This is a genomic window from Paenibacillus sp. EKM211P (genome assembly GCF_011066175.1).
Lineage (GTDB): Bacteria > Bacillota > Bacilli > Paenibacillales > Paenibacillaceae > Paenibacillus > Paenibacillus polymyxa.
In genome coordinates this window covers 166,052-187,882 of the sequence record NZ_JAAMNS010000007.1, presented here as the reverse complement: position 1 = coordinate 187,882, position 21,831 = coordinate 166,052, and the positions used below count along the sequence as shown (strand labels likewise).

Annotated in this window: 19 protein-coding genes (1 of these 19 running past the window's edge); 14 read left to right on the top strand and 5 right to left on the bottom strand. The window is 45.7% G+C overall.

Going from position 1 to position 21,831, the window contains the following annotated elements; all coding sequences use genetic code 11:
* Positions 1-7: 7 nt before the first annotated feature.
* The 4 genes from G9G57_RS13130 to G9G57_RS13115 all read right to left on the bottom strand — a co-directional run bounded on the left by G9G57_RS13130 (position 8) and on the right by G9G57_RS13115 (position 3,766).
* Positions 8-1,114 (bottom strand): sensor histidine kinase, encoded by a 1,107-nt coding sequence (locus G9G57_RS13130; protein ID WP_016818464.1) that lies wholly within the window; start codon positions 1,112-1,114, stop codon positions 8-10.
* A 15-nt stretch (positions 1,115-1,129) separates the two neighbouring features.
* Complete coding sequence (locus G9G57_RS13125; protein WP_016818465.1) at positions 1,130-1,840, bottom strand: response regulator transcription factor; 711 nt, start codon at positions 1,838-1,840, stop codon at positions 1,130-1,132.
* A 107-nt stretch (positions 1,841-1,947) separates the two neighbouring features.
* The gene (locus G9G57_RS13120) at positions 1,948-3,141 is read right to left on the bottom strand and encodes an acyltransferase (RefSeq protein ID WP_016818466.1); all 1,194 of its coding nucleotides are present in this window, start codon (positions 3,139-3,141) and stop codon (positions 1,948-1,950) included.
* Between the two features lie 199 nt (positions 3,142-3,340).
* Positions 3,341-3,766 carry a CHRD domain-containing protein gene (locus G9G57_RS13115; protein ID WP_016818467.1) on the bottom strand — a complete coding sequence of 142 codons (426 nt, stop codon included), beginning with the start codon at positions 3,764-3,766 and terminating at the stop codon, positions 3,341-3,343.
* A 168-nt stretch (positions 3,767-3,934) separates the two neighbouring features.
* Here G9G57_RS13115 and G9G57_RS13110 point away from each other — a divergent pair, with 168 nt between their 5' ends.
* From G9G57_RS13110 to G9G57_RS13100, 3 genes are all read left to right on the top strand, one after another.
* Positions 3,935-4,357 carry a hypothetical protein gene (locus G9G57_RS13110; protein ID WP_016818468.1) on the top strand — a complete coding sequence of 141 codons (423 nt, stop codon included), beginning with the start codon at positions 3,935-3,937 and terminating at the stop codon, positions 4,355-4,357.
* A gap of 268 nt (positions 4,358-4,625) precedes the next feature.
* The gene (locus G9G57_RS13105; RefSeq protein ID WP_117289922.1) at positions 4,626-5,786 is read left to right on the top strand and encodes a rhamnogalacturonan acetylesterase; all 1,161 of its coding nucleotides are present in this window, start codon (positions 4,626-4,628) and stop codon (positions 5,784-5,786) included.
* Positions 5,787-5,902: 116 nt separating this feature from the next.
* Positions 5,903-6,226 carry an MGMT family protein gene (locus G9G57_RS13100; protein ID WP_016818470.1) on the top strand — a complete coding sequence of 108 codons (324 nt, stop codon included), beginning with the start codon at positions 5,903-5,905 and terminating at the stop codon, positions 6,224-6,226.
* A gap of 181 nt (positions 6,227-6,407) precedes the next feature.
* On the opposite strand, the gene G9G57_RS13095 is transcribed toward G9G57_RS13100, so the two are convergent.
* On the bottom strand, positions 6,408-6,596 hold the full coding sequence (locus G9G57_RS13095) for a hypothetical protein (RefSeq protein WP_019687137.1): 189 nt from the start codon (positions 6,594-6,596) through the stop codon (positions 6,408-6,410).
* 318 nt (positions 6,597-6,914) lie between these two features.
* On the opposite strand from G9G57_RS13095, the gene G9G57_RS13090 reads away from it, so the two are divergent.
* The 11 genes from G9G57_RS13090 to G9G57_RS13040 form a co-directional block, all read left to right on the top strand.
* A complete protein-coding gene (locus G9G57_RS13090; protein WP_117289920.1) occupies positions 6,915-8,078 on the top strand; it encodes a TolC family protein in 1,164 nt (387 codons plus the stop codon).
* A gap of 13 nt (positions 8,079-8,091) precedes the next feature.
* Positions 8,092-9,549 (top strand): efflux RND transporter periplasmic adaptor subunit, encoded by a 1,458-nt coding sequence (locus G9G57_RS13085; protein ID WP_117289918.1) that lies wholly within the window; start codon positions 8,092-8,094, stop codon positions 9,547-9,549.
* Positions 9,550-9,555: 6 nt separating this feature from the next.
* Positions 9,556-10,275: an ABC transporter ATP-binding protein gene (locus G9G57_RS13080; protein ID WP_016818473.1), complete on the top strand. Its 720-nt coding sequence runs from the start codon at positions 9,556-9,558 to the stop codon at positions 10,273-10,275.
* Complete coding sequence (locus tag G9G57_RS13075) at positions 10,272-11,483, top strand: ABC transporter permease (protein ID WP_017428484.1); 1,212 nt, start codon at positions 10,272-10,274, stop codon at positions 11,481-11,483. Before G9G57_RS13080 ends, G9G57_RS13075 begins: the two co-directional genes overlap by 4 nt.
* A gap of 239 nt (positions 11,484-11,722) precedes the next feature.
* A complete protein-coding gene (locus G9G57_RS13070) occupies positions 11,723-12,337 on the top strand; it encodes a helix-turn-helix transcriptional regulator (RefSeq protein WP_238799288.1) in 615 nt (204 codons plus the stop codon).
* 13 nt (positions 12,338-12,350) lie between these two features.
* Positions 12,351-13,154 (top strand): pyruvate, water dikinase regulatory protein, encoded by an 804-nt coding sequence (locus G9G57_RS13065; RefSeq protein ID WP_016818475.1) that lies wholly within the window; start codon positions 12,351-12,353, stop codon positions 13,152-13,154.
* A 217-nt stretch (positions 13,155-13,371) separates the two neighbouring features.
* Positions 13,372-14,349, top strand: a complete 978-nt coding sequence (glpX, locus tag G9G57_RS13060) for a class II fructose-bisphosphatase (protein ID WP_117289914.1) — start codon at positions 13,372-13,374, stop codon at positions 14,347-14,349.
* An 813-nt stretch (positions 14,350-15,162) separates the two neighbouring features.
* Positions 15,163-15,987 carry a thioesterase II family protein gene (locus tag G9G57_RS13055; RefSeq protein ID WP_017428487.1) on the top strand — a complete coding sequence of 275 codons (825 nt, stop codon included), beginning with the start codon at positions 15,163-15,165 and terminating at the stop codon, positions 15,985-15,987.
* A 211-nt stretch (positions 15,988-16,198) separates the two neighbouring features.
* Positions 16,199-18,028 (top strand): ABC transporter ATP-binding protein, encoded by a 1,830-nt coding sequence (locus tag G9G57_RS13050; protein WP_164965042.1) that lies wholly within the window; start codon positions 16,199-16,201, stop codon positions 18,026-18,028.
* A complete protein-coding gene (locus tag G9G57_RS13045) occupies positions 18,003-19,868 on the top strand; it encodes an ABC transporter ATP-binding protein (protein ID WP_164965041.1) in 1,866 nt (621 codons plus the stop codon). The genes G9G57_RS13050 and G9G57_RS13045 overlap by 26 nt, the downstream gene beginning before the upstream one ends.
* A gap of 51 nt (positions 19,869-19,919) precedes the next feature.
* Positions 19,920-21,831, top strand: partial view of a non-ribosomal peptide synthase/polyketide synthase gene (locus G9G57_RS13040; RefSeq protein ID WP_164965040.1) — the 5' end (the start) only. It continues 40,457 nt past the right edge of the window; 1,912 of the gene's 42,369 nt are visible here — the first part of the coding sequence; its start codon is at positions 19,920-19,922; its stop codon lies off the right edge, out of view.

Below are 21,831 nucleotides of genomic sequence, written 5' to 3'. Positions count from 1 at the left end.
TGCCCGTCTAACGGGCGCGATAGATCGGAAAACGGGTTTCAAAATCCGTTTGTCTACGATTGCTCCTAACCGAAATGCGGCCATTGTGCAGTTCGGTAATGCTTTTGGTAATAGCAAGGCCCAGCCCGGTACCTCCGGTTTCCTTGGAGCGTGATTTGTCCACTCTGTAAAACCGTTCAAACAGATGAGGGACATCTTCCGGTGGAATCGGGGTACCGTAGTTGGTGCAAATCACTATCGCTTCATCGCCTTCACGTCCTATCGTGATATCGAGACGCTTGCCATCCTTTCCGTATCGAATCGCATTGGAAAATAAATTTTCATACAGGCGCACCAGCTCGCCCGTGTCGGCCAAAATCCGAACAGGCTCAACGATTCGGACACGATAGGACATGTCCGCCTGTTCCAGTGAGGGTACAAATTCCTCAGCAAGTTGAGTGAGCAATTTGCCGAGGTCTACAGGCTCCAGCTCCAGTGGCAGGCTACCACCACTCACACGCGTGTATTCAAATAACTCGTCGATCAGCTTTTTAAGCGTCAGCGATTTTTCATAAGCAATGTTTACATAATAGCGTAGCTCAATTTCATCCCGGTAACGGTCGGTTTCAATATACTCCAAAAAGCCAATCACCGATGTTAGCGGGGTGCGAAGATCGTGGGATACACCAGTGATCAGGTCGTTTTTCGCTTTGGCAGAAGCCCGTTCTTCTTCTATTGAAAGACGGAGCTTGTCTGCCATGGTGTTCATATTTTTTGCCAAGGTTGCCAGTTCATCTGCGGAAGATACCGGAATCGAATAGGATAAATTTCCGTCCGCGAAATTCTGCATCCCTGTCGTAATCTCGCGTAGATAGCCAATCGTATTTTTGGTAAAAAGGAAAAAGAAATAAATATATAAAGGCAGCCCACACACCAGCAAGATCAGTGAGGAACCAATGTGATTGACGGTCCAGCGGATCAGCCGAGTGCCAAAAAAAGAACGCGAGGGATTCAGCCATAACAGCAAAGACGCTCCATAATAAAACACCATTAAAATTAGTCCAGTTAAAGTGAAGGCGGCAAGGCTAAGGGCTGCCAGCTTCCATCCCAGCGTATCGTATCGTTTTGCCTTCAAGACGCAAGTCCTCCATTAATCGAATTTTTCCATTTTATAGCCGATGCCCCACACCGTTTTCAGGTATTTGGGCTTTCTTGGATCAGTCTCAATTTTCTCGCGAATTTTACGCACATGTACCATTAGCGTGTTATTGGATTCCAGATATTGTTCCTTCCAGACCTTCTCATAAATCTGCTCCATGCTCAGCACTTGACCCCGGTGTCGAGCCAAAAGCTCAACAATAGCGAATTCACGCGGAGTCAGCTTAACGGATTCTCCAGCGAGAGTGACCTCATGTGTAACAGTGTTAATGGAGAGTTCATCCAGAACCATTTCATGCTCCAATATAGGAGAGGAGTGGGTATATTTCCGTACTCTACGTAGATGGGATTTGATGCGTGCCACTAGCTCCAGCGGGCTGAACGGCTTGGTGACATAATCATCGGCCCCAACGCTAAGCCCTGTAATTTTGTCCATATCTTGTCCCTTCGCAGACAACATAATGATCGGAAAATGCTCGGTTTCCCTGATTTTCATGCAGGCTTCAATCCCGTCCATGTTGGGCATCATCACATCCAGCACCATTACATCTATCTGTTCCCGATTAACCTGCTCCAGTGCTTCCAGTCCGTCCCGTGCCATGAGCAAGCGATATCCTTCATTTTCTAAATATATTTGCATGAGCTTAATAATTTCAGGTTCATCGTCTACTAATAAAATGGTTCCGTTATGCAAGTTATGCATGGTTGTGCACCCTTTCTGTTCTTTCCAGCAGTATACAATATGGGCGTATTATATACCTTTTTGGCGATGGAGGCTATGGACACTCTTCTCAGGTCGTTTGTTGGATATCATCGTCCTTTGAATAGTAGCGTTTCGGGCGAAGACATGCGCTCTTCTTGCTTGAAGTTCCTTTTTCCTGTACCCGGTAGCTGACCGAACAAAATCCACGCACATGGCAGGAAGCGGGCGATGACCGACACGACGAGCCAAGAACAAAGAAGTGCACAGAAAAAACCTCCAGCGTACCACACATGAATAAGCTGCGGTGAGCCAATGTGTGGTGAAAACTGCCGATACAAGAGTAGGAAAAATGGATGTATGAGATACACACCAAAGGACAGTGTGCCCAGACGTTCCAGCTTGCGAATGACAAAGGAATGTTGTCTTCTATACATTAAAAAGGAAATCTGTAGTAATACCAGCGTACTAGACAGGCTGTACATGTTATACATAAGTTCAAAAACTAGCGAATTGTACGAGGTTCCGTACAATCTATTTTCGTACCACAGATAGACATGAATGGTGGCTGAAATCATCCATAAAGCCCAAATTGCGATCCATGTCAGCACACTTGTAAAGCTTCGTTCCTCCTTACGCATCAGAAACCAAGTTCGAAGCTGGGGATAGTAATAGCCGAGAGCTGCGCCCAGCATGTAGCAGGCCACATAGGACAGCGCCCAGCTGCCTTTATTTTGAACCTGAAAGAGAAATTTGTTGCTAATTATAAATGACCACTGTAGCAGCAGCCCAATGACAATAGACCATTGCGGAAATTGCCGATAACGCTGGAATAGCCACAGTATGCATGGAAATGCAAGATAAAATTGCATCATGATAAAAATATAATATAAATGGGTGTACGCTTTGCCCGTAACCAGTTTCAGAGCAAAGTTTTCCGCAAGTGTAGTTATACTCCATGGTTCGGTACTGCCAGCCATAAGGGACAGGATGAAATAAAACAGAGAAAACATGACATAAGGTAAGAGGATGTACAGCAATCTCTGCTTATAAAAGCGCCTCAAGAGCTGTCGTCCCAGCGGACGATCCTTATAGTTATAGAACAGCACCATACTGCTAAGCGCGATAAATACAGGGGTACCGTACTTCATCAACACATTGAGCGCATTATATACAACATAAAGGCTGGAATTTGTAAGTTGGACCGTTGCATAGGAAGTGGCATGTACCATTAAGACGGCTAAAATCGCCATGGCTCTGACCAACTGTAATTCAGGAATTTTTTCTTTGGTCGTAGGCTTCATAAGCTTCATTTCCTTTCAGTAGTGAACTGTATCTTGTTGAACTCTTTCTATTAAAAGATAAAGTTCTTAACAACCTGAAAGGGAGCGGCTTAAGAATCGCTTATGAACTTCTTAACTTTTGTTAAGAATTAAAAAAAAGAACTTCCATAGGCTCAAAATGAGCAGCATGGAAGTTCTTTTTAGTACTCATGTTCATTCGTTATTTGCAACGTTTGATAGGTGCGCGTCTGATTTGCCCACGAATGGCACCGTTCGGATGACGGATCGTGTGGACGTTGACGTAGGCATTGCCCTCTCTAATTTGGCATACCAAATCATTAATGGTTCTGCCTCTGAGTGGACCGGTAAGATCAATTGCACGCAGCACGCCGGTAACGACACCTCTTCTTACGGTAATCCCAAACTTCGAAGGGCCAAACAGTGTAGCAACAACAGGACCATTTTCACCTCTTCGTCCCAGATGAATGTGCGCTTCAGTTACCCGTGAAATATTGCGAACCGTCAGCTCAAAGCTTAATTGCTGGCTCGCTGGACGGTAACGAAATTCCGCAGTTCCTGTCGCATTCGTTCTGACAGGAGGCACTTCATTAGCCCCCCTCAACGTGGCTCTAAACTTATTGGACATTACGTCCCTCCTTTCCCAGTGTTGGTTTAGTGTATTCACAGGATCAGAGAAGGGGCTGTACATTCGCCTATTCATCAGAAGTTGTGTGTTTTACAAGTTATTCAGTCCAAGCACAAAACTGATTTTTTCATAGACTATGAGTATCTGATAGAGAGAGGAGGAGAAACTATGGGAACATTTATTGATGGAAGAACATCCCAAAATGCTTCGACAGCCAACTCTATTGCCATCCCAATCACTCTTTTAAATACGCCGCAATTGTTCGGACAGATCGGATTAAACACCCAAGGAGCTACAGGTACACCACGGGTTCTGCTTAAAGGAACTATATCTCTCCAAATTCCACTTGCTTTAGTAGGGATTACAATTACTATTGTCAGAGGTACGCAGATAACAGACCCTGTTGTTTATTCGGCTACGTCAACTTTTAATTTAAGTTTATTAGCTCCACAGGTTATTGCGTTCTCAGCAGATGATTTTAACCCACCGATTACGCCACAATTGGTGTATACAGCCTTTGTATCAGCTAACCTGCTGGGTACAATACGAGTAGGCCCAGAGAGCTTTGACGGGATTTTGGTTTCGGATTAATGCAGTAGTTTTGAACTAACGGAATTTTGCTTCAGGGAGCTTCGCAGTTGGATCTGCGAAGCTTTTTTGTGTACAGGCATATAATATACTGGATCATACTCACTATGCAGGCTGACAAGTATAAGTTCAGCTTAACGAATAAGCTACTTTTCAATTGCATAAGAATTACATAGGTACAACCGTGCAACCATTGGTAGAATTTTATGTATGCGCTTACATTGAATATTCTTTGCTTCTTACAATTAAAAATCTGGAGGAGGAATGAAGAATGAAGTGGAAAAAAGGATTGACTGGTATGCTTTTAGCAGCCTTTTTATGTGGTGCGCCGGGGCTGGGTATAGCAACCCCGGCACATGCATCAACTGGCGAGTACAAGTTTGATTTTGGCGGGGGTACGGTCGAAACGGGGTATACCGGAGTGAGCGCTTCGGTGTCCTATGACTCAGCACGTGGCTATGGCTTTCGTACCCCGGAGAATATGCGTAATGTCAGTGCATCGGGAACTGGGGTGGCAAGTGATGCGGTACAATTCTTGGCTACAGGTACGAAAAGCGAGAATACTTTCGACGTCGATCTTCCTCCAGGTTTGTATGAGGTGTCAGTTACTTTAGGAAATACTTCTCGTTCGAGTGTTGCGGCCGAAGGGGTGTATCAGGTCATAAATATGACGGGAAATGGGGCCAAGGATCGTTTTCAAATTCCAGTGACAGACGGACAATTAAATCTGCTAGTTACTGAAGGCAAAGAGGGCGCAGTCTTCACACTCAGTGCACTGGAAATCAGGCAATTGTCTAGCAATCCAGTTACGAATCGCACGATTTATATCGGCGGGGATTCTACGGTATGTAACTATTATCCGCTAGATAGCAGTGTGCAGGCAGGATGGGGTCAACTACTTCCAGAGTTTGTAAACACGAATACTTTTCAAATTCGCAATATGGCGTCAGGGGGCCAGATTGCTAGAGGCTTCCATCACGATGGTCAGTTAGAGGCGATCGTTCAATATATCAAGCCAGGGGATTATTTTATTCTCCAATTAGGCATTAATGACACCAATCCAAAGCATAACGAAAGCGAAGCGGAGTTTAAGGATTGGATGCGGGATATGATTCGGCAGGTGAAGGCTAAGGGGGCAACGGTAATTCTGTCAACACCGCAAGGCCGAGCCACTGACTTTAATGCTAACAATGTACACAACGCTGAAAACAGATGGTATAGAAGCGCTATTTTGGCACTGGCTCAAGAGGAACAAACGCCTTTAGTCGATCTGAATGTTCTTAGTTCAGCTTATTTCACCTCTATTGGCAAAGATGCTACGCTGGCTTTGTATATGAACGGTGATACACTACATCCAAACTTTGCGGGTGCAAGGGAACTGGCGCGATTGGTAGCACAGGATTTACAAAGACAGGGCCTGAGTGGATTCTAAATTGCAATGATAGGTTCCCCCCTGTTTCTTACATTTGTAGGAGCAGGGGTTTTTGGCCTCTGTTCAGGGTGCTATAATAATGGAAAAAAGCAATAGTAACGCGGAGGAATTAGAACATGCAGCCTTTCACTGCCCGAGTGCTTCAGATTATATTGCTGATCCCTGAGGGAAAAGTAATGACTTATGGTCAAATTGCGGCAGAGGCCGGAAGCCCAAGAGGTGCTAGACAGGTGGTGCGAATTTTGCATACACTGAGCCAAAAACATCGACTTCCATGGCATAGAGTAGTCAACCGCTTGGGAGAGATTGCTTTGCAGGAGGATGAGTCCGCATCCCTGCAGCGCCTGTACTTGGAAGAGGAGGGCATACAGTTTAATGCAAACGGACGTATCCCGCTGGATCAATATCTATATCATCCGCAGACGGAGATGGAAGAATAGGCGAGGAACGAGCAAAGGTGGCATTGTTTTTGAGACACAATACAACACTAGTCTGAATCCTCGCCAAAAAGAGACGGGACAAATCATAGTTTTGATTTGTCCCGTCTCTTTTTAAACTGGCGTATCATGTAGATTAACGAAGGGGGGTATTCATATATAGCACTAGATTTCCCAGTTAAGCTTATCCAATCAGATGCTGCTGGTCACGCTGGGCAAGGTGAAAAGAAATACTGTTCATTAGCGGTATATCATTATTTTTTCGGGCTTCCCGAATGAGTTGTTTCTTTTTTTGATCTGATTCGCGTAGAAAGCGAGTCATCCATAAATCAGACGGTTCGTTAGTAGTTGTCATGCGAGATTCTTTTATCATCTATTAACCCTCCTAGTGAGCGGCTGTTATTCTTTCTCTAGTATATGTTCCAAACCTTAATAGATGCTGTTAGTTTCCTTAAAATTAGCTGAAATTTAGGTAAAGTTCAGGTAAAAACAGATTAAATCTATGTCTGGTGGGGTGTAAAGTAGTTTACAACGAGTAATCTGGCAGTAAAGGTTACAAAAATGTATTGTTTTGACACCTTGTACCAACATAAACCTGAAAGTACAATTAGAATGCGAAGAATTCGTGGAAATTTATGTCGAAAAGAATGGAAAAGATTCGAAGATGCACCGAAAGGGGAGAAATTCATTTATGAAGCAAAAAGCGGCTGCCGTGCTGCTTGTATTGTCCTTTTCTACAGGCTTGGTCACCACTGTACAGGCTGACAGTCCATCAGGAAGCATGTCAGCAAATATGTCAGTTAATTCATCTGCTGCAGCTACGTCAAAGACATCATCCGTAACGGGACAGGCTCTACCTCCATTAACGCTTAAGCAGGCAGTGGAATGGGCACAGACGAACAGCTACAATACGCGTACCGCCGAGCGGGATGTAGAGCGCCGTAGACTTGAACTGAAAAATGCCGAAAAGGAGCTGGGTAATTCACCTATCGATTATATAGACAATGAGTATGTTGATAATGAAACGTCCTGGAGGAATTACAGTTCCTCGACACTATCCTATCTAGCCAGCAAAAAGCAAGCGCAATATGCCAAAGACCAGATTTATTTTAATGTAATGAAAAGCTACCAAAGTGTGTTTGTAGCAGAGAATCAGGTGAAAAATGATCTGGAGGCGCTTGAAATCGCCCAAGCGGAGGAAAAGATTGCACTTGCCAAATTTGCGCGAGGCAAGTTGTCTGAATATGCGAAAAACGAGAGTACACAGGCCAGAGTCCAGGCGGAGCAAGCAGTCGAGCAGGGAAAAATTGCGTTGCAAAAATCCAGGGATGCTCTGAACTTCCTCATGGGACAGCCTAACGGAACAGCCTATGAAATGGTGGATCGACCCGTGTACAAGGAACCGAAGAAGCTGGATATTGAATTACATATACAACAGCTGACAGACATGAATCCGAATTTATGGAAGCTGGAGGATAGTATCAAAACTTCGGAACTCAATGTGAGATATTTTGATTTTAATAACGGTGCAGGTGCTTACGATCTAGCTAAAATGGATGTTGATACAGCTAAGGAGGAGCTCGCCAAAGGTCAAAAGGATTTTGCTGAATCACTCCGCAATTTGTATGCCACGGTTAAGGAAAACCAAAAGAAATACGTACAACTGGAAGAAAGCTTGCGTACAGCAAAAGAAGCCTTGGAGTTATCACACAAAAAGTGGGCCAGAGGTCTAATTATTGAGATGGAATTGAAAAACAACCAGTTGAAAGTAAACCAGATTGAACGGCAAATGGAAGAGCTGGCGATCGAGTTGGATCAAAATGAGTTTACGTTGAACAAGCCATGGAGCACATAGGGAGGAAAAGGCGTTGGCAGAAACGGTTTTAAATGATGCTTTAATCAAGCTACGGAGAAAACGGAGAAAAAAGTGGATCTGGACTGCGATTGTTTTGCTGGTTGTAGGCGGAGGCGGAGCAGCAGTCTATCTGAATATGCCCAAAGAGCAGGCAGCACCTATAGTTCAGGACGAGACGTTTAAAGTAGAGCGCGGCGATGTGAGCGAGAAGCTGGACACGTCCGGCACCGTGCAAGCATCCAAGGAAGTGAAGCTGAACTTTACGAGTGCAGGCGATAACAAGCTGGCTGCGGTGAACGTGAAAGCCGGGGACAAGGTCAAAAAAGGGCAAGTGCTGGCGCTTCTAGACAGTTCAGAAATTAAAATGCAAATACAAAGTGCGTCTGATTCTTTGGAGATATCGAAATCCAAACTGGCTGAATTGGAGAAGGGTCCGAAGGCGGAGGATATTGAAATTCAGAAAACAAATGTACTTCGGGCCAAAATGGCTGTCGATACAGCGCAAGAATCATTTGAGCTGGAAGAAGCCGAAAGTCAGAAGAAAGCTTCCAAAAAGCAGTTGGAGCAGGCACGGAAGGCATATGAAGACCAAAAGTTTTTACACGATGCCGGGGCAGTATCCAACAGTGAATTGGAGCAGGCTGAGCAAGCATTGGATAAAGCACAAACGGACTATGATAATCTAGATTTACAGTTCCGCAAAATTATGTCGCAAAAACGTCGCACCATTTCAGAGGCTGAAATTGGCTACCGTGCAGCAATGGCTGAGCTTCACAAGACTCAGGTTCCGGCTGACGCATCGAGTATTCAATCCTCACGGATAGAGGTTCGAAGACTGGCGACTGAGCTGGAGCAGAAAAAAAATGAGTTGAACAAGCTTCAGGTCACGGCGCCGTGGGACGGTGTGATTTTAAAGGTGAACGGGGATGTGGGAACCAGTCCGACGGCTCCATTTATTGTAATGAATAACTCGGATTCCAACGACCTTAAGGTAGTTGTGAAGGTAAGTCAGACCGACATTGTCAAGGTCAAAAAGGGGCTTACGGCTGTGTTGACGACCAATGCATATCCGGGTGAATCGTTTCCAGGCAAGGTGCAATTTGTCTCACCGGAAGCCTCTACGGATGAAGGGATGACGACGTATTTGATGGAGATGTCTGTACATGACCCGAAAGGTAAGCTAAAAACAGGCATGATTATGAATGTGGCCGTTATTTTGGGAGTACACAAAAATGTACTGTTCGTTCCTGCGACTGCACTGAGATCCGAAGGAGGCCAGGATGGCGTGTATGTTTCTGCTAACGCTGCGAATCCCGGGGCACGCACATTTAAGCCCGTAGAACTCGGATTTTACACGCCAGACCGAGTAGAGCTTAAATCCGGTGTAAAGGAGGGGGACACGATTGTTGTGCCTGCTCCTGAACCTCCGCCAGATCCTTCCGCAATGGGCGGCATGCAGGGGGGCTTTTAAACGGGCATGAGATATGTTATTCAGATTGAGGGTTTGAAAAAAGTGTACCATGTCGGAGATCAGGAAATTCATGCTCTGCGTGAGGTTCAACTTGATATTGCTGACGGTGATTTTGTTGCGATTATGGGACCGTCTGGTTCAGGCAAGTCCACGATGATGAATGTTATCGGCTGTCTGGATTTACCTACGTCAGGACAATTTTATTTGGATGGATATTCGATCTTAGATGCCCGCGAGGATGAACTGGCTATTATACGTAATCAGAAAATCGGATTTGTATTTCAAAAATTCCATTTGCTCCCGCGGTCAACGGCTCTGGAGAATGTGGAACTGCCTATGATCTATGCGGGGGTTTCTGCCAAGGAGCGTCGTTTGCGAGCCATGGATGCCCTCACAAGTGTAGGTCTAGGCGACCGGATGAACAACAGGCCAAACGAATTGTCAGGCGGTCAGCAGCAACGGGTATCCATTGCACGGGCACTTGTGAACAATCCGGTTATTCTCTTGGCCGATGAACCGACAGGAGCTTTGGACTCCAAAACAAGTGTGGAAATCATGGGGATTTTTCAGCGTCTGAACGATCAGGGGAAAACGGTTGTACTGGTTACTCACGATCAGGAGGTTGCGGAATATGCCAAGCGTCTGATTCATTTTCGAGATGGGCGGATTGAAAAGGATCAGCCTGTTGAGAAACGAAGAATGGCGGCAGAGGAAGTGAAGGCATGAAATTTCAGGAAATTATTCGTGTATCGCTCAATAGTTTGCGAACCAATATGCTGCGATCCTTGCTGACCATGGTGGGCATTATTATCGGAGTGGCCGCCGTGATTGCGATTGTAGCCATCGGTAAAGGATCAACCGCTACAATTACATCGCAGATCAATAGTATGGGAAATAATCTGCTGATGATCTATCCTTATGCTCCATATGATGGGTCCAGCTCCATGTCGTTCAATCAGACGAAAGGGATATCTCTGGAGGATATCGAGGCGCTAGAGCAGCAAAAAGCAGTCGCAGAGGTAGCACCAAGTGCGATGACCAGTGCAGATATTACGTGGAGTCGCAATAAGGTCAGCGGGCAAATTGAGGGGACTTCGCTGGCATTTGTCCATGTGAGAAAGCTGTCGCTAGCTCAGGGCAGGTCGTTTACTCACTATGAAGTGGATAAACGGATGAATGTGGCTGTGCTGGGGAGTGATGCAGCCCGTAATATTTTTGGCCCGGATGCCTCCAGGGCAGTCGGTGAGACCATCATGATCAAGCAGTTGCCTTTTAAGGTGGTTGGTGTGCTGACCAATTCCAATTCCAATATGAGCAACAGCGGGCAGCAGGTATATGTACCGATTACAACTGGAATGGAACGGCTGGGCAATATGAGCATTCAGCAGGTGAATGCCTCTGCAACAACGGAGGACAGGATTGATCAGGCAAGTGCTGAAATCCGGCAGGTGCTGCGTGCCAGACATGAGCTAAAGCCATCAGAGGGCGATGATTTTCAAATCATGACCCAGACGGAAATCTTAAAAACAGTGTCTGGGGTTGACCGGGTTATGAATATGCTGCTGATCGGTGTAGCTGCAATTGCGCTCGGTGTTGGCGGTGTTGGTATTATGAATATTATGCTGGTGTCCGTCACGGAGCGTACGAGGGAGATCGGAATTCGCAAAGCGATTGGTGCGCAGCGCAGTGATATTATGCTGCAGTTTGTGGCTGAGGCTGTTTTTCTTAGTCTAATGGGTGGACTAGTCGGTGTAATGGTGGGTCTTGGGGGTGCAAAGCTGCTTGAGAAATTCGTCCAAATGCCGATTGTGTATTCGATAGAGCCAGTGTTGTACTCTTTTCTGTGCTGCATGGGAGTCGGCGTACTGTTTGGAGTATATCCGGCGCGCAAGGCTTCGAAGCTGCGTCCGATTGATGCTTTAAGATACGAATAGGAAAGCGGGTGCTTTGCCTTACTCGAAAGAGGGGGGATAAAGCACCCGTTTTTTGAATGGAATAAGTGTTTTAAATGATAAAAAAACATGAATAACCACTTTAATTTTATATATGTGATGTTTTATATGCTTTTTTTAGGTTGATTTATTATTATATATGACGTATTATATTCAATATCAGATCGCAAGCAAAAAAAGGAGGGGCGTTCATCATCGACCTTACGGCAAGACAAGTAGAAATTTTAAACATCGTACAAAAGCATGCCCCGATAACGGGTGACCAGATTGCGGAAATGCTTAATCTCAGTAAGGCGACCATTCGGACCGACCTATCCAAATTGGGCATTCTGAATTACATAGATGCTAAGCCCAAGGTCGGTTATTTTATTGGAAAGCGGGGCACGCCGAACCGGGAGGAAAAATTCCGGCTTTTGAAAATGAAAGTCGGTGATCTTCACGGGGTTCCAGTCATCGTACGTGAAACAACCACAATTCAGGAAGCTGTCGTATCTCTATTTTTGGAAAATGTGAGCAATTTGATCGTCACCGATGAAGACGGAGATTTGGCAGGGGTGGCTTCCCGCAAGGATTTACTCAAGGTAACGTTAGGCAATCCCAATGCAGCAACCATTCCTGTCAGTCTTGTGATGACCCGGCAGGCGAATGTGGTCACTGTTTCCCCAGAGGATACCGTACTAGAGGCAGCACGCAAAATTATTGCTCGTCAAATCGACAGCCTGCCTGTCGTCGTCCCTTCGGATTCTGACAAACCAGGAGAGCACTGGAAAGTCGTGGGACGTATTACAAAAACAAATATTATTAAAATGTTGCTCGATATGGTAGCAGAGGATTAATGGGAGGAATCGAATGGTTCAGGCGAGCAGTCATTTTATAGCGATCTGTTCAGACTCGATTGGCGAGACGGCAGAAGCTGTCGTACAGGCGACCATGCGCCAATTTGAGTTACCAGACACAGAGATCAAAAGATTTATGAACGTGAGGGATGAAGACGAGCTGAGTCGGGTAATGGAGGAAGTTGCCGAGCGTAAAGGCTTTGTAGCTTATACGCTGGTACAGCCGGAATTGAGAGAGGCGATGAAAGAAGAGGCTGTTCGGCTGAATGTGCGGGCTGTCGATATTATGGGACCGATGATGCAGGCGTTTGCCGATACGTTTCATAACGATCCCAAAGAGAAGCCTGGTCTACTGCACCGACTGGACGACAACTATTTTCGGCGTGTAGAGGCACTGGATTTTGCAGTTCAATACGATGATGGCAAAGATGTGAGCGCCATTCTCAAAGCAGATATAGTATTGCTTGGAGTGTCACGTATTTCCAAAACTCCTTTATCCATGTTTCTCGCACATAAAGGTTATAAAACAGTCAACATTCCGGTTGTACCGGAGCTTACACCGCCTGTTCAGTTGAAGGATGTTCAGCATGGCCGAGTATTCGGATTGACGATCCAGCCGGAGCTGCTGTTGAAAATACGCAGTGAACGACTAAAGGTTATGGGGCTTCCTAATAATGTGCAATACGCCACAGCGACAAGGGTGGAAGAGGAAATCGCGTATGCGCAGTCTTTGTTTAAAGAGCTGAATTGTCCGGTCATTGATGTTACAGATAAAGCCATTGAAGAGACAGCAGGCTTGATTATCAGAATGTTATAGAAGCGAAACAACTTAGAAGCAGCGCTTATAAAGAAAATATAATTACGGGATACAGGAGTGTAAATATAAAAGGCAGCAAAGCTGCTCTAAAGATAAGGATCGGCCGTAGGATATAGGAGATTATATAAAGATATGAATAAAATGGCAGCAAAGCTGCCCTGAAAATATTTATTTGCCTGTAGGTAATATCATTTTTAGGAGAGGTGGAGGGATAGGTATGGAGAGTCAAATGGCATTGGAATTCGTTCGGGTAACAGAGGCAGCGGCACTGCAATCGGCACAATGGACAGGGCGTGGAGATAAGAATAGCGCGGACGAGGCGGCAACAGTAGCCATTCGTACTCATTTTAATGCGGTATCCATGGACGGCACGGTCGTGATTGGCGAAGGCGAAATGGATGAGGCTCCCATGCTGTATATCGGGGAGAGAGTGGGCAATCGCAGAGGGCCAGCCATGGACATTGCTGTTGATCCTCTCGAAGGGACGGAAACGGTGGCGAACGGTTTGAATAACGCACTGTCGGTCATTGCTGCTGCACCTCGTGGTAGTCTACTACACGCTCCGGATATGTACATGCAAAAATTAGCTGTTGGTCCGGCATTGGCTGGAAAGCTGTCACTAGAGGACACGATCCCGACTACACTGTCAAAAGCAGCGCGCATACTGGGGAAACCCTTGTCCGATCTTACGGTGTCCATTCTGGAACGTACACGGCATGCCGGGATCATCCAGCTTCTGCGGGAAAGCGGCGTTCGGATCAAGCTGCTTGGTCATGGGGATGTGATGGGTGCAATTGAAACCTGCCTGGACAGCGGTGTAGATTTGCATATCGGCTCTGGCGGCGCTCCTGAGGGTGTATTGGCAGCGGCCGCGCTGAAATGCATGGGCGGAGAAATACAGGGCCGCTTGCTGCCTCATGGAGAAGAAGAGATTGCACGTTGCAAACGCATGGGTATTACTGATCCAGGGGCGTTGCTGTCGATGGAGGACATGGTCGGACGCCAAGGCGTGATGTTTGTCGCTACAGGCGTGACGCCTGGTGAGTGGTTGCAGGGGGTTCGTTCTCTGCCTGGTCACAGAGCTGAAACCCATTCAGTTGTAATGCATTCAGATACAAAAACGATTCGTTTCGTGCGAAGTATTCATCATACTGCTGATTCTTCCGGTACGCTCGCGGCAGCGGCATCCTCTTGAAATTTGAAGTCAAGACTTCCCTCGCTGGTGAATTCAATCATAATAAACTTATAAAACAGCAAGTCTCTGACTAAAGGGAGACTTGCTGTTTGCTGTTACTGTTTTTGGGGGATGAAAGAGTAAAATCAAGGATATAAATTTCTAAAAAACAGGTACTTATGAAGTAAAATTGAAAAGTTTCTATTAGGCTTGAAAAGAAAAAAACATAGCTTTGGAAGCGAAAAAATCAATTCGAACTAATTTTTTTAGACGAAGAGTCAAAAAAAATTATGCATAATATAGTTCTTTAGAACTACTTAAAAACCCGGTTTATTAAAAATTTAAAGAGTTATTAATTTTGGTTTGTGTGTGCTTGTTTTAAATTAGTTCCATTATATAGGAGGTTGAAGGTGGGCGCGGAAAAAGGCGGAATTTGTCGGATGATATCAGGTTGAATTTGTTACATTTTTGTTAATGGCATGTAAAGATAAAATTGTTATAGGATAAGGGGTTTGGGCGTAATTGTAAATCATAATGATTTTAGTTTTACAATGTTCGTGAAAATGTGAAATTATGTTTTAGGATAGATTTACAGATCATGATGGGCAGATAATGAGCGAAAAAGTCAAATTGTTGTTTTTGTAGTTTGGAAACAAATAGCATAATATGGATTTTGTTTTATTTTTATGAAGTCTAGTAATTTAGCCCTTTTGTCCCGTGTCAAGCCGTTTTAAAGTTTGTATATTTAAAAAAGCTAGAAAGTGTTGGAAGAAAAAAAGAGATATAAGGATTTACTGTAAAATTATGAACTGCATAGAGGATGGAGGAATTCATATGACGACTCGATCACAATCTTGGTTCGCTAAAACAGAGGCCCAACCGGCTGCGAAGCTCCAACTATTCTGCTTCCCCTACGCCGGTGGTGGTGCTTACATATTTAACTCTTGGAAGTCCAGGCTCGCGCCTGATATTACTGTGTTGCCAATACAACTCCCAGGACGTGAGAGCCGCTCCACTGAAGCTCCAATGGAAACCCTTCAAGACATCGTCCAATCGTTGGTTCCCGCTATGGCTCCATACATACATAAGCCATTTGCCTTTTTTGGGCACAGTATGGGGGCACTGATTGCATTTGAAACAGCGCGGCAGTTGTACAGTAAAACTGGAAAACTACCTGTGCATATTATCGTATCTGGTAAATCCGCCCCTCATCTTCCATACTCCAAAAAACGACTCCATGATTTAGCAGACGATTCTTTCACCGAAGAGCTTCGCTTGATGCAGGGCACCCCCGAAGAGGTGCTGCAAAATGCAGAATTGATGCAAATTATTATGCCTCGTCTGCGTGCAGATTTTAAGGTATGTGAAACTTATGTTTATCAGCCGGGAGATCCACTGGCATGCCCGATGACGGTTTTAGGGGGAACGAGGGATTTTGAGGTTAGCACAGATTCACTTCGTGCCTGGCAGCAGCATACGATGTCACCTATGGATGTCCGGATGTTCGAAGGCAATCACTTTTTCATCCATGAACAAGAGCAAGAGGTTATGAGCGCAGTCGAGGACATTCTCTCCGCATTCTCGCCGATGGCCCACGCTGCGGCAGCTCATACAACTTACAACACAAGCACTCCACAACCACGATTCAGGCAGAGTTGAATGTCCCACACATCACGATACACCTCGTTATCACCATCTCAGCAATAACCGATAAAACCACCCACCATGATGCATTTTCCAGCGTAGATTAAATTCAATTTTTCTGTACAGGCCCTCATCATTTCAGACACAGAGTTTACTTCAATGACGTCCATCGCCAATCTAAAAAGTTCGCACTGCTAAAGTGTGGCAATGAAAAAGAGGGATGCCTTTGTTTCGATCAAATTCTGCTTTTCGGAGACTCACACGCTATATAAAGCCTTATAATCTTTGGGTTTTTATAGCCGTGATTTCCTCCTTGTGTTTGGCAGCTATTGACATTATTTTGGGTAAGGCCATAGAGCAAATGGCACAGGGAACATTCTCCTCCACCCAGAACATGATCTATCTAGTTGTTGGTATGACGGTAATTGGAATGCCTTGTAAGTTTGTGATGAGGTACGCTTCGGCACGATTTAGTGTTAGTGCCCTGCGCGACTTGAGAGGCGATCTCGTACATAAGTTTTATGATTTACCTGTTTCCAGCGTGGAGAGCAAGTTCACCGGAGATTTGGTATCCCGTCTAACAAACAATACGGCGCTGTTGCAGAACTTTTTTATCCAGCAGTTTGCTAATCTGTTTTATTTGCCACTTGTGTTTACGGCATCCTTAACGTTGCTTTTACTGACAAGCTGGAAACTGGTTTTGGCAAGTCTTGCGCTTATGCCTGTAGGAATGATCATAACCTCACTGATGAGCAAGCCAATTGAGAAATACTCCAAGGAGCTTCAGGAGAAAATTGCTCATTTGAACGCGGTGGGACAGGATGCGATCGGAGGAATTCCTATCGTCAAGGCATTTAATATGCAGGCTGTGCTGTTGAAGAAGTATATGGTGATTACGGAGGAGGTCATCAAGCGCGGATTGCGGCTAGAAAAACGCTATGCGTTCATAACTCCAGTAGGTGTGATGATGCTGGCAACACCGATTATTTTGGTCATTGTGTACGGTGGATATTTGATTCAACAAGGTGAGTTGAATGCTGGTGGCATTGTCCTTTTTTTATATCTTATTTCGTTCATATTGCAGCCTGTTGCCATGCTGCCGACGATTATTTCGCAAATGAAGGAAGCGGGGGGAGCAGCGAAGCATTTGTTTGAGGTGCTGGATTGGCCAGATGAGCGGCAAGACGGGAAAATCACTTCAATAAGCCAAGATCTCGAGGAAGACGATGCAGAAAGCAAGGACGACATTCCTGTAGTCAGCTTTGAGCATTTAACCTTTGGCTACAACGAAGGGAACACGGTGCTGAAGGAGATTAGCTTCCAGGTAGGACAAGGAGAAACGGTAGCGATTGTTGGGGCCAGCGGTGGCGGTAAAAGCACAATCTTCAAGCTGCTTTGCGGATTTAATGAACCTGGAGAGCATGCCGGAACCGTTCAATTGTTTGGTAAGAATTTGACAGATTGGAACCTAACAAGCCTGCGTAGCCATATTTCGATGGTATCTCAGGAATCGTCGCTTTTTCCGGCCACTATTGCAGAAAATATCGGATATGGACGTCTGGAGGCGACCCGGAAAGAAATTGTCGAGGCGGCGAAAGCGGCACATGCGCATGACTTTATTGTTCAGCTACCCGAGGGCTATGAAACTCTGTTGAGCGAACGGGGAGGCGGATTGTCTGGAGGACAAAAGCAGCGTATTTCTATAGCAAGAGCATTGCTGAAAAATGCTCCGCTGCTTCTACTGGACGAGCCGACTTCAGCACTCGATAGCCAGTCGGAGGCTCAGGTACAGATTGCAATGAATGCAGCAATGCAAAACCGGACGGTACTGGTCATAGCTCATCGACTGTCAACTGTACGCCAGGCGAACCGCATTATCGTACTTGATCAGGGGAGCATTGTGGAATCGGGTACACATGAGGAATTACTAGGCCGTGATGGTGTGTACCGAAAGCTGTATTTGCAAAATTTTGAAGGACAGCAAACGGAGGAAAACGGGTATTCACTGCCTGAGGAAAGGAGTGAGCGTCGTGACCTTCAAGCAGGGGTTTTATGAATTTAAGCAATTGATGTCCCTGATGAAGCCGCATCGAAAATGGTATTTTACGGGGTTGGTTGGCAACAGTCTGACCAATGCCAGCATCACAATTTTGCTTTCTTTTGTGGTGCATTATTTGCTGAATTTTGCGGTTAATGGCGATGTACAGGAGCTGTACCGAGCGGTCTATTTGGTCAGCGGCACATTTTTGGCGTTAAGTCTTATTTCCCCAGTGTGCAGCTATATGTATAAACGATGTGTCAAGCTCGCAATTGCCGATGTACGAATGAAACTATTCGGTCATGTTGTCAAGCTATCGTATGAAAAAGCCGAAAAACACCATTCGGGTAATCTTGTTTCCCGCATGACAAACGATGTCCAAACGCTGGAGCAGGCTTACACCGTTCATATTCGCTCGATTATACTGGAAACTTCGCTTTTCTTAGGCTCACTAGTCATTCTGATGGTGCTGGATTGGCGATTTGGGATTATGGCGGTTCTACTAGGACTGGCTTCAGCCTGGATAAATGCTCATTTTGCGAAGAAAATGCGACAGACGAGTGAAGAATTACAGGGACGGATGAGCAGGTTCACGGAACGATTGAGTGATTTGCTTTCTGGTTTACAGACGGTGAAGTTATTTGGGTTAAGGACAAAAGTGGGTGGACTTTGCAACGATGCAAGCGAGGACATAAATCGCATCAGTATCCGACAGGGACGTCATATGGGACTGCAGGATATGTGTAATTTTGTTATTGAATTTATTACGCTGGGCGGTGTGCTTGTTGCTGGATTGATCTTGGTTTCGCAGAAGCAAATGGAGCTCGGAGTTTTGGGACAGATTGTGCAGCTGCAAACGGGTATTTCAACGGTATTTTTGGAGCTGGGGGCAGCTGTATCCCTGTTACAAAATTCTTTGGCAGGCTTGGCGCGTATCCGCGAAATCTTGAATGAGTCGAAGGAAGAGGAACAGTTTCCCGCGGCGAAACAGAAGGAATCAGTAACCGGGCTTATCGATCCAGAGGTGTCAGCTTCATCAGCCCGTGAACCTAAGGAATCCTATGACGGTGTCGAGACTGTGGATTCAGACCTCTCTATTGAACAGACTGTTGCTGCGCTGGAGCTGCACAATATCACCTTTGGCTATCAGCCAGACCGTCCAACGCTGCGAAGATTGAACTTAGTCGTGCCAGAAGGGCAGGTAACCGCGATTGTCGGTCCGAGTGGTGGTGGGAAAAGCACCGTGATGAAGTTGTTGCTGGGATTTTACCCACCGGATGCAGGTGTGCTGCGGGTTCGCGGCCGCTTGGCAGAAGAATTTCGGTTGGATGAGGTTAGGGATTTAATGGCCTATGTACCACAGGAGGCTACACTGTTCCACGGTACAGTAGCAGACAATATCCGCTTCGGCTCACCGGATGCCACGGATGAGGAAGTAGAGGCTGCGGCCAAAACAGCCTATGCCAGCGGCTTCATAGCTGAGCTTCCGGAGGGGTATGACACGATTGTCGGTGAACGCGGAGCCAATTTGTCCGGGGGTCAAAGACAGCGAATCGCGATTGCCCGTGCTCTGCTCAAAAATGCGCCGATTTTGCTGCTAGATGAAGCCACCTCGGCCCTGGATGCAGAGTCGGAATATGAAGTTCAGCAGGGCTTAGATGAGCTGATGAAGGATCGTACGACATTAGTTATTGCCCATCGATTGTCTACGATTGAGAGGGCGGATACGATCTGTGTTCTTGCCGATGGCGAGCTCAAAGAACAGGGAACTCATGACCAGCTCCTTGCTGAGGGTGGTCATTATGCGGAGCTATATGAGCTTCAGTTTCGAAAGCATCCAGAGGAACAAACCGCATAAATATGCGAATTTTCTTTTTACCAAATATCTATTTTGCGAGGAGAGAGACGGATGACACAGCAAGATGTTCAATTGTTTTCCTTAAGCCAGCCACAGCAACGTATTTGGTATACGGAGCTTTTGTATCCTCATCGGAACACTTCAACCATTATCGGTACTGTAAAAATCAGAGGAACTGTTCGTATAGATGCATTGCAGCAAGCAATGAACCGAGTGATTGCCCAAAACGATTCTTTCCGTATCAAAATCACTGCTCAGGATGGAATCCCATATCAATATGTAGAGCCGTTTACAGCGGAAAATATTGAAACGCTTCAAGTAACCCCGGAAGAAGCGAATGAATGGTTAAGGCGCCATAATCCACAACCGTTCTCTTTGTTGGATTCGCAGCTGTACCGATTTGTTATTTTACAGCTAGGGGTAGAAGAAACCTGGTTCAATTTTAAAATGCATCATATTATTTCGGACGGCGTGTCCATGAATCAGGCCATTAATGAAATCACTGGACATTATATGGATATTGTGCATGGTACAGGTCAGGATGCACCGACCAAAGGCAATCCTTATCTAGAGTTTATTCAGGTAGAGCAAAGCTATGAGCAATCTGATCGCTATCAAAAGGACAAGACGTATTGGACGGAAAAGTTTGCTGATTTGCCAGAGACCACAGGCTTAAAATCATATAACCCGCTGACATTGAGCACAGCTGCACGCCGGGAGAGTTTTATACTGAAGCATGAATTGTATCGTGGTGTTACGGCTTTTTGCGAGGAACATAAAATCAGTATTTTCACGTTCTTCCTGGCGGCTCTGTATATTTATTTGCATAAAGTGACGGGTGAGCAGGACTTAACCGTAGGGACTCTCTATGCCAACCGTACGTCTAAGAAAGAAAAGGATACCATCGGCATGTTCGTCAGCACCGTGGCTACTCGTCTGTTGGTCGAACCGGAATCCGAACTGCTGGCCTTCTTGCAGGGTGTAGGGAAGGAGCAGGCGTCCATTTTGCGGCATCAGCGTTACCCGTACAACAAAATTATTCAAGATTTACGCGAACAGCAAAGTAGTCTGGACATCCAGCGTCTATTTGGGGCATCTATTCAGTACCGTACCTTGAGTTTCTCCCGTTTTGATGAAGCGATTCAGCAGGTGGATAACGATTTCTGCGGAGATACAGTGAATGACTTCGATATTCATATGGTTGAAATGCTGGATGACGACAGACTCGTATTATACCTGGATTATCGTACCGAGCTGTTTAGTGAGCTGGAAATTGCTCGAATTATTCGACAATTTTTGAGTGTGGCGGAGCATATGGTACAGGGTCCACACAAGCGGATAGAGGAATTGTCGCTGATCAGTGAGGAAGAACGTGCGGAAATCGTCGACGTATTCAATGCTACAGCAGTGGAATACCCACACGAAGCAGGCATTCATGAGCTGTTTGAGGAACAGGCGGCACGTACACCGAATCAGACAGCAGTTGTGTCTGACAACGCCCATTTAACTTATGGCGAATTGAATGTAAAAGCCAATCGGCTGGCTCACACGCTGCGCGGGAACGGTGTTACCGCTGAGCGAACTGTAGGTATCGTTGCTGAGCGTTCCGTAGATATGATCGTCGGCATGCTGGCGATTCTCAAAGCGGGCGGCGCATATGTGCCGATTGACCCTGATTATCCGGCTGAACGTGTGCGCTACCTATTGGAAGATTCGGGAGCGGAGTTGCTGCTGGTGCAGCATGCGAAACAGCAACCGGAGGATTACACCGGAATTGTGCTGGATCTGAGCGATGCCGCTGTGTACGGGGCAGAGAATAGTCAAGATGTAAATAATATGCATGGGGAACAAAACGAAGCTAGTCATGCGGATTTTACACATTATTCAAATCAGAAAAATGAGTTTTTAAAGGAATCTTCTTCGTCTGTCGTAGACAGTACTACTGGAGCACATCCATTTGGTA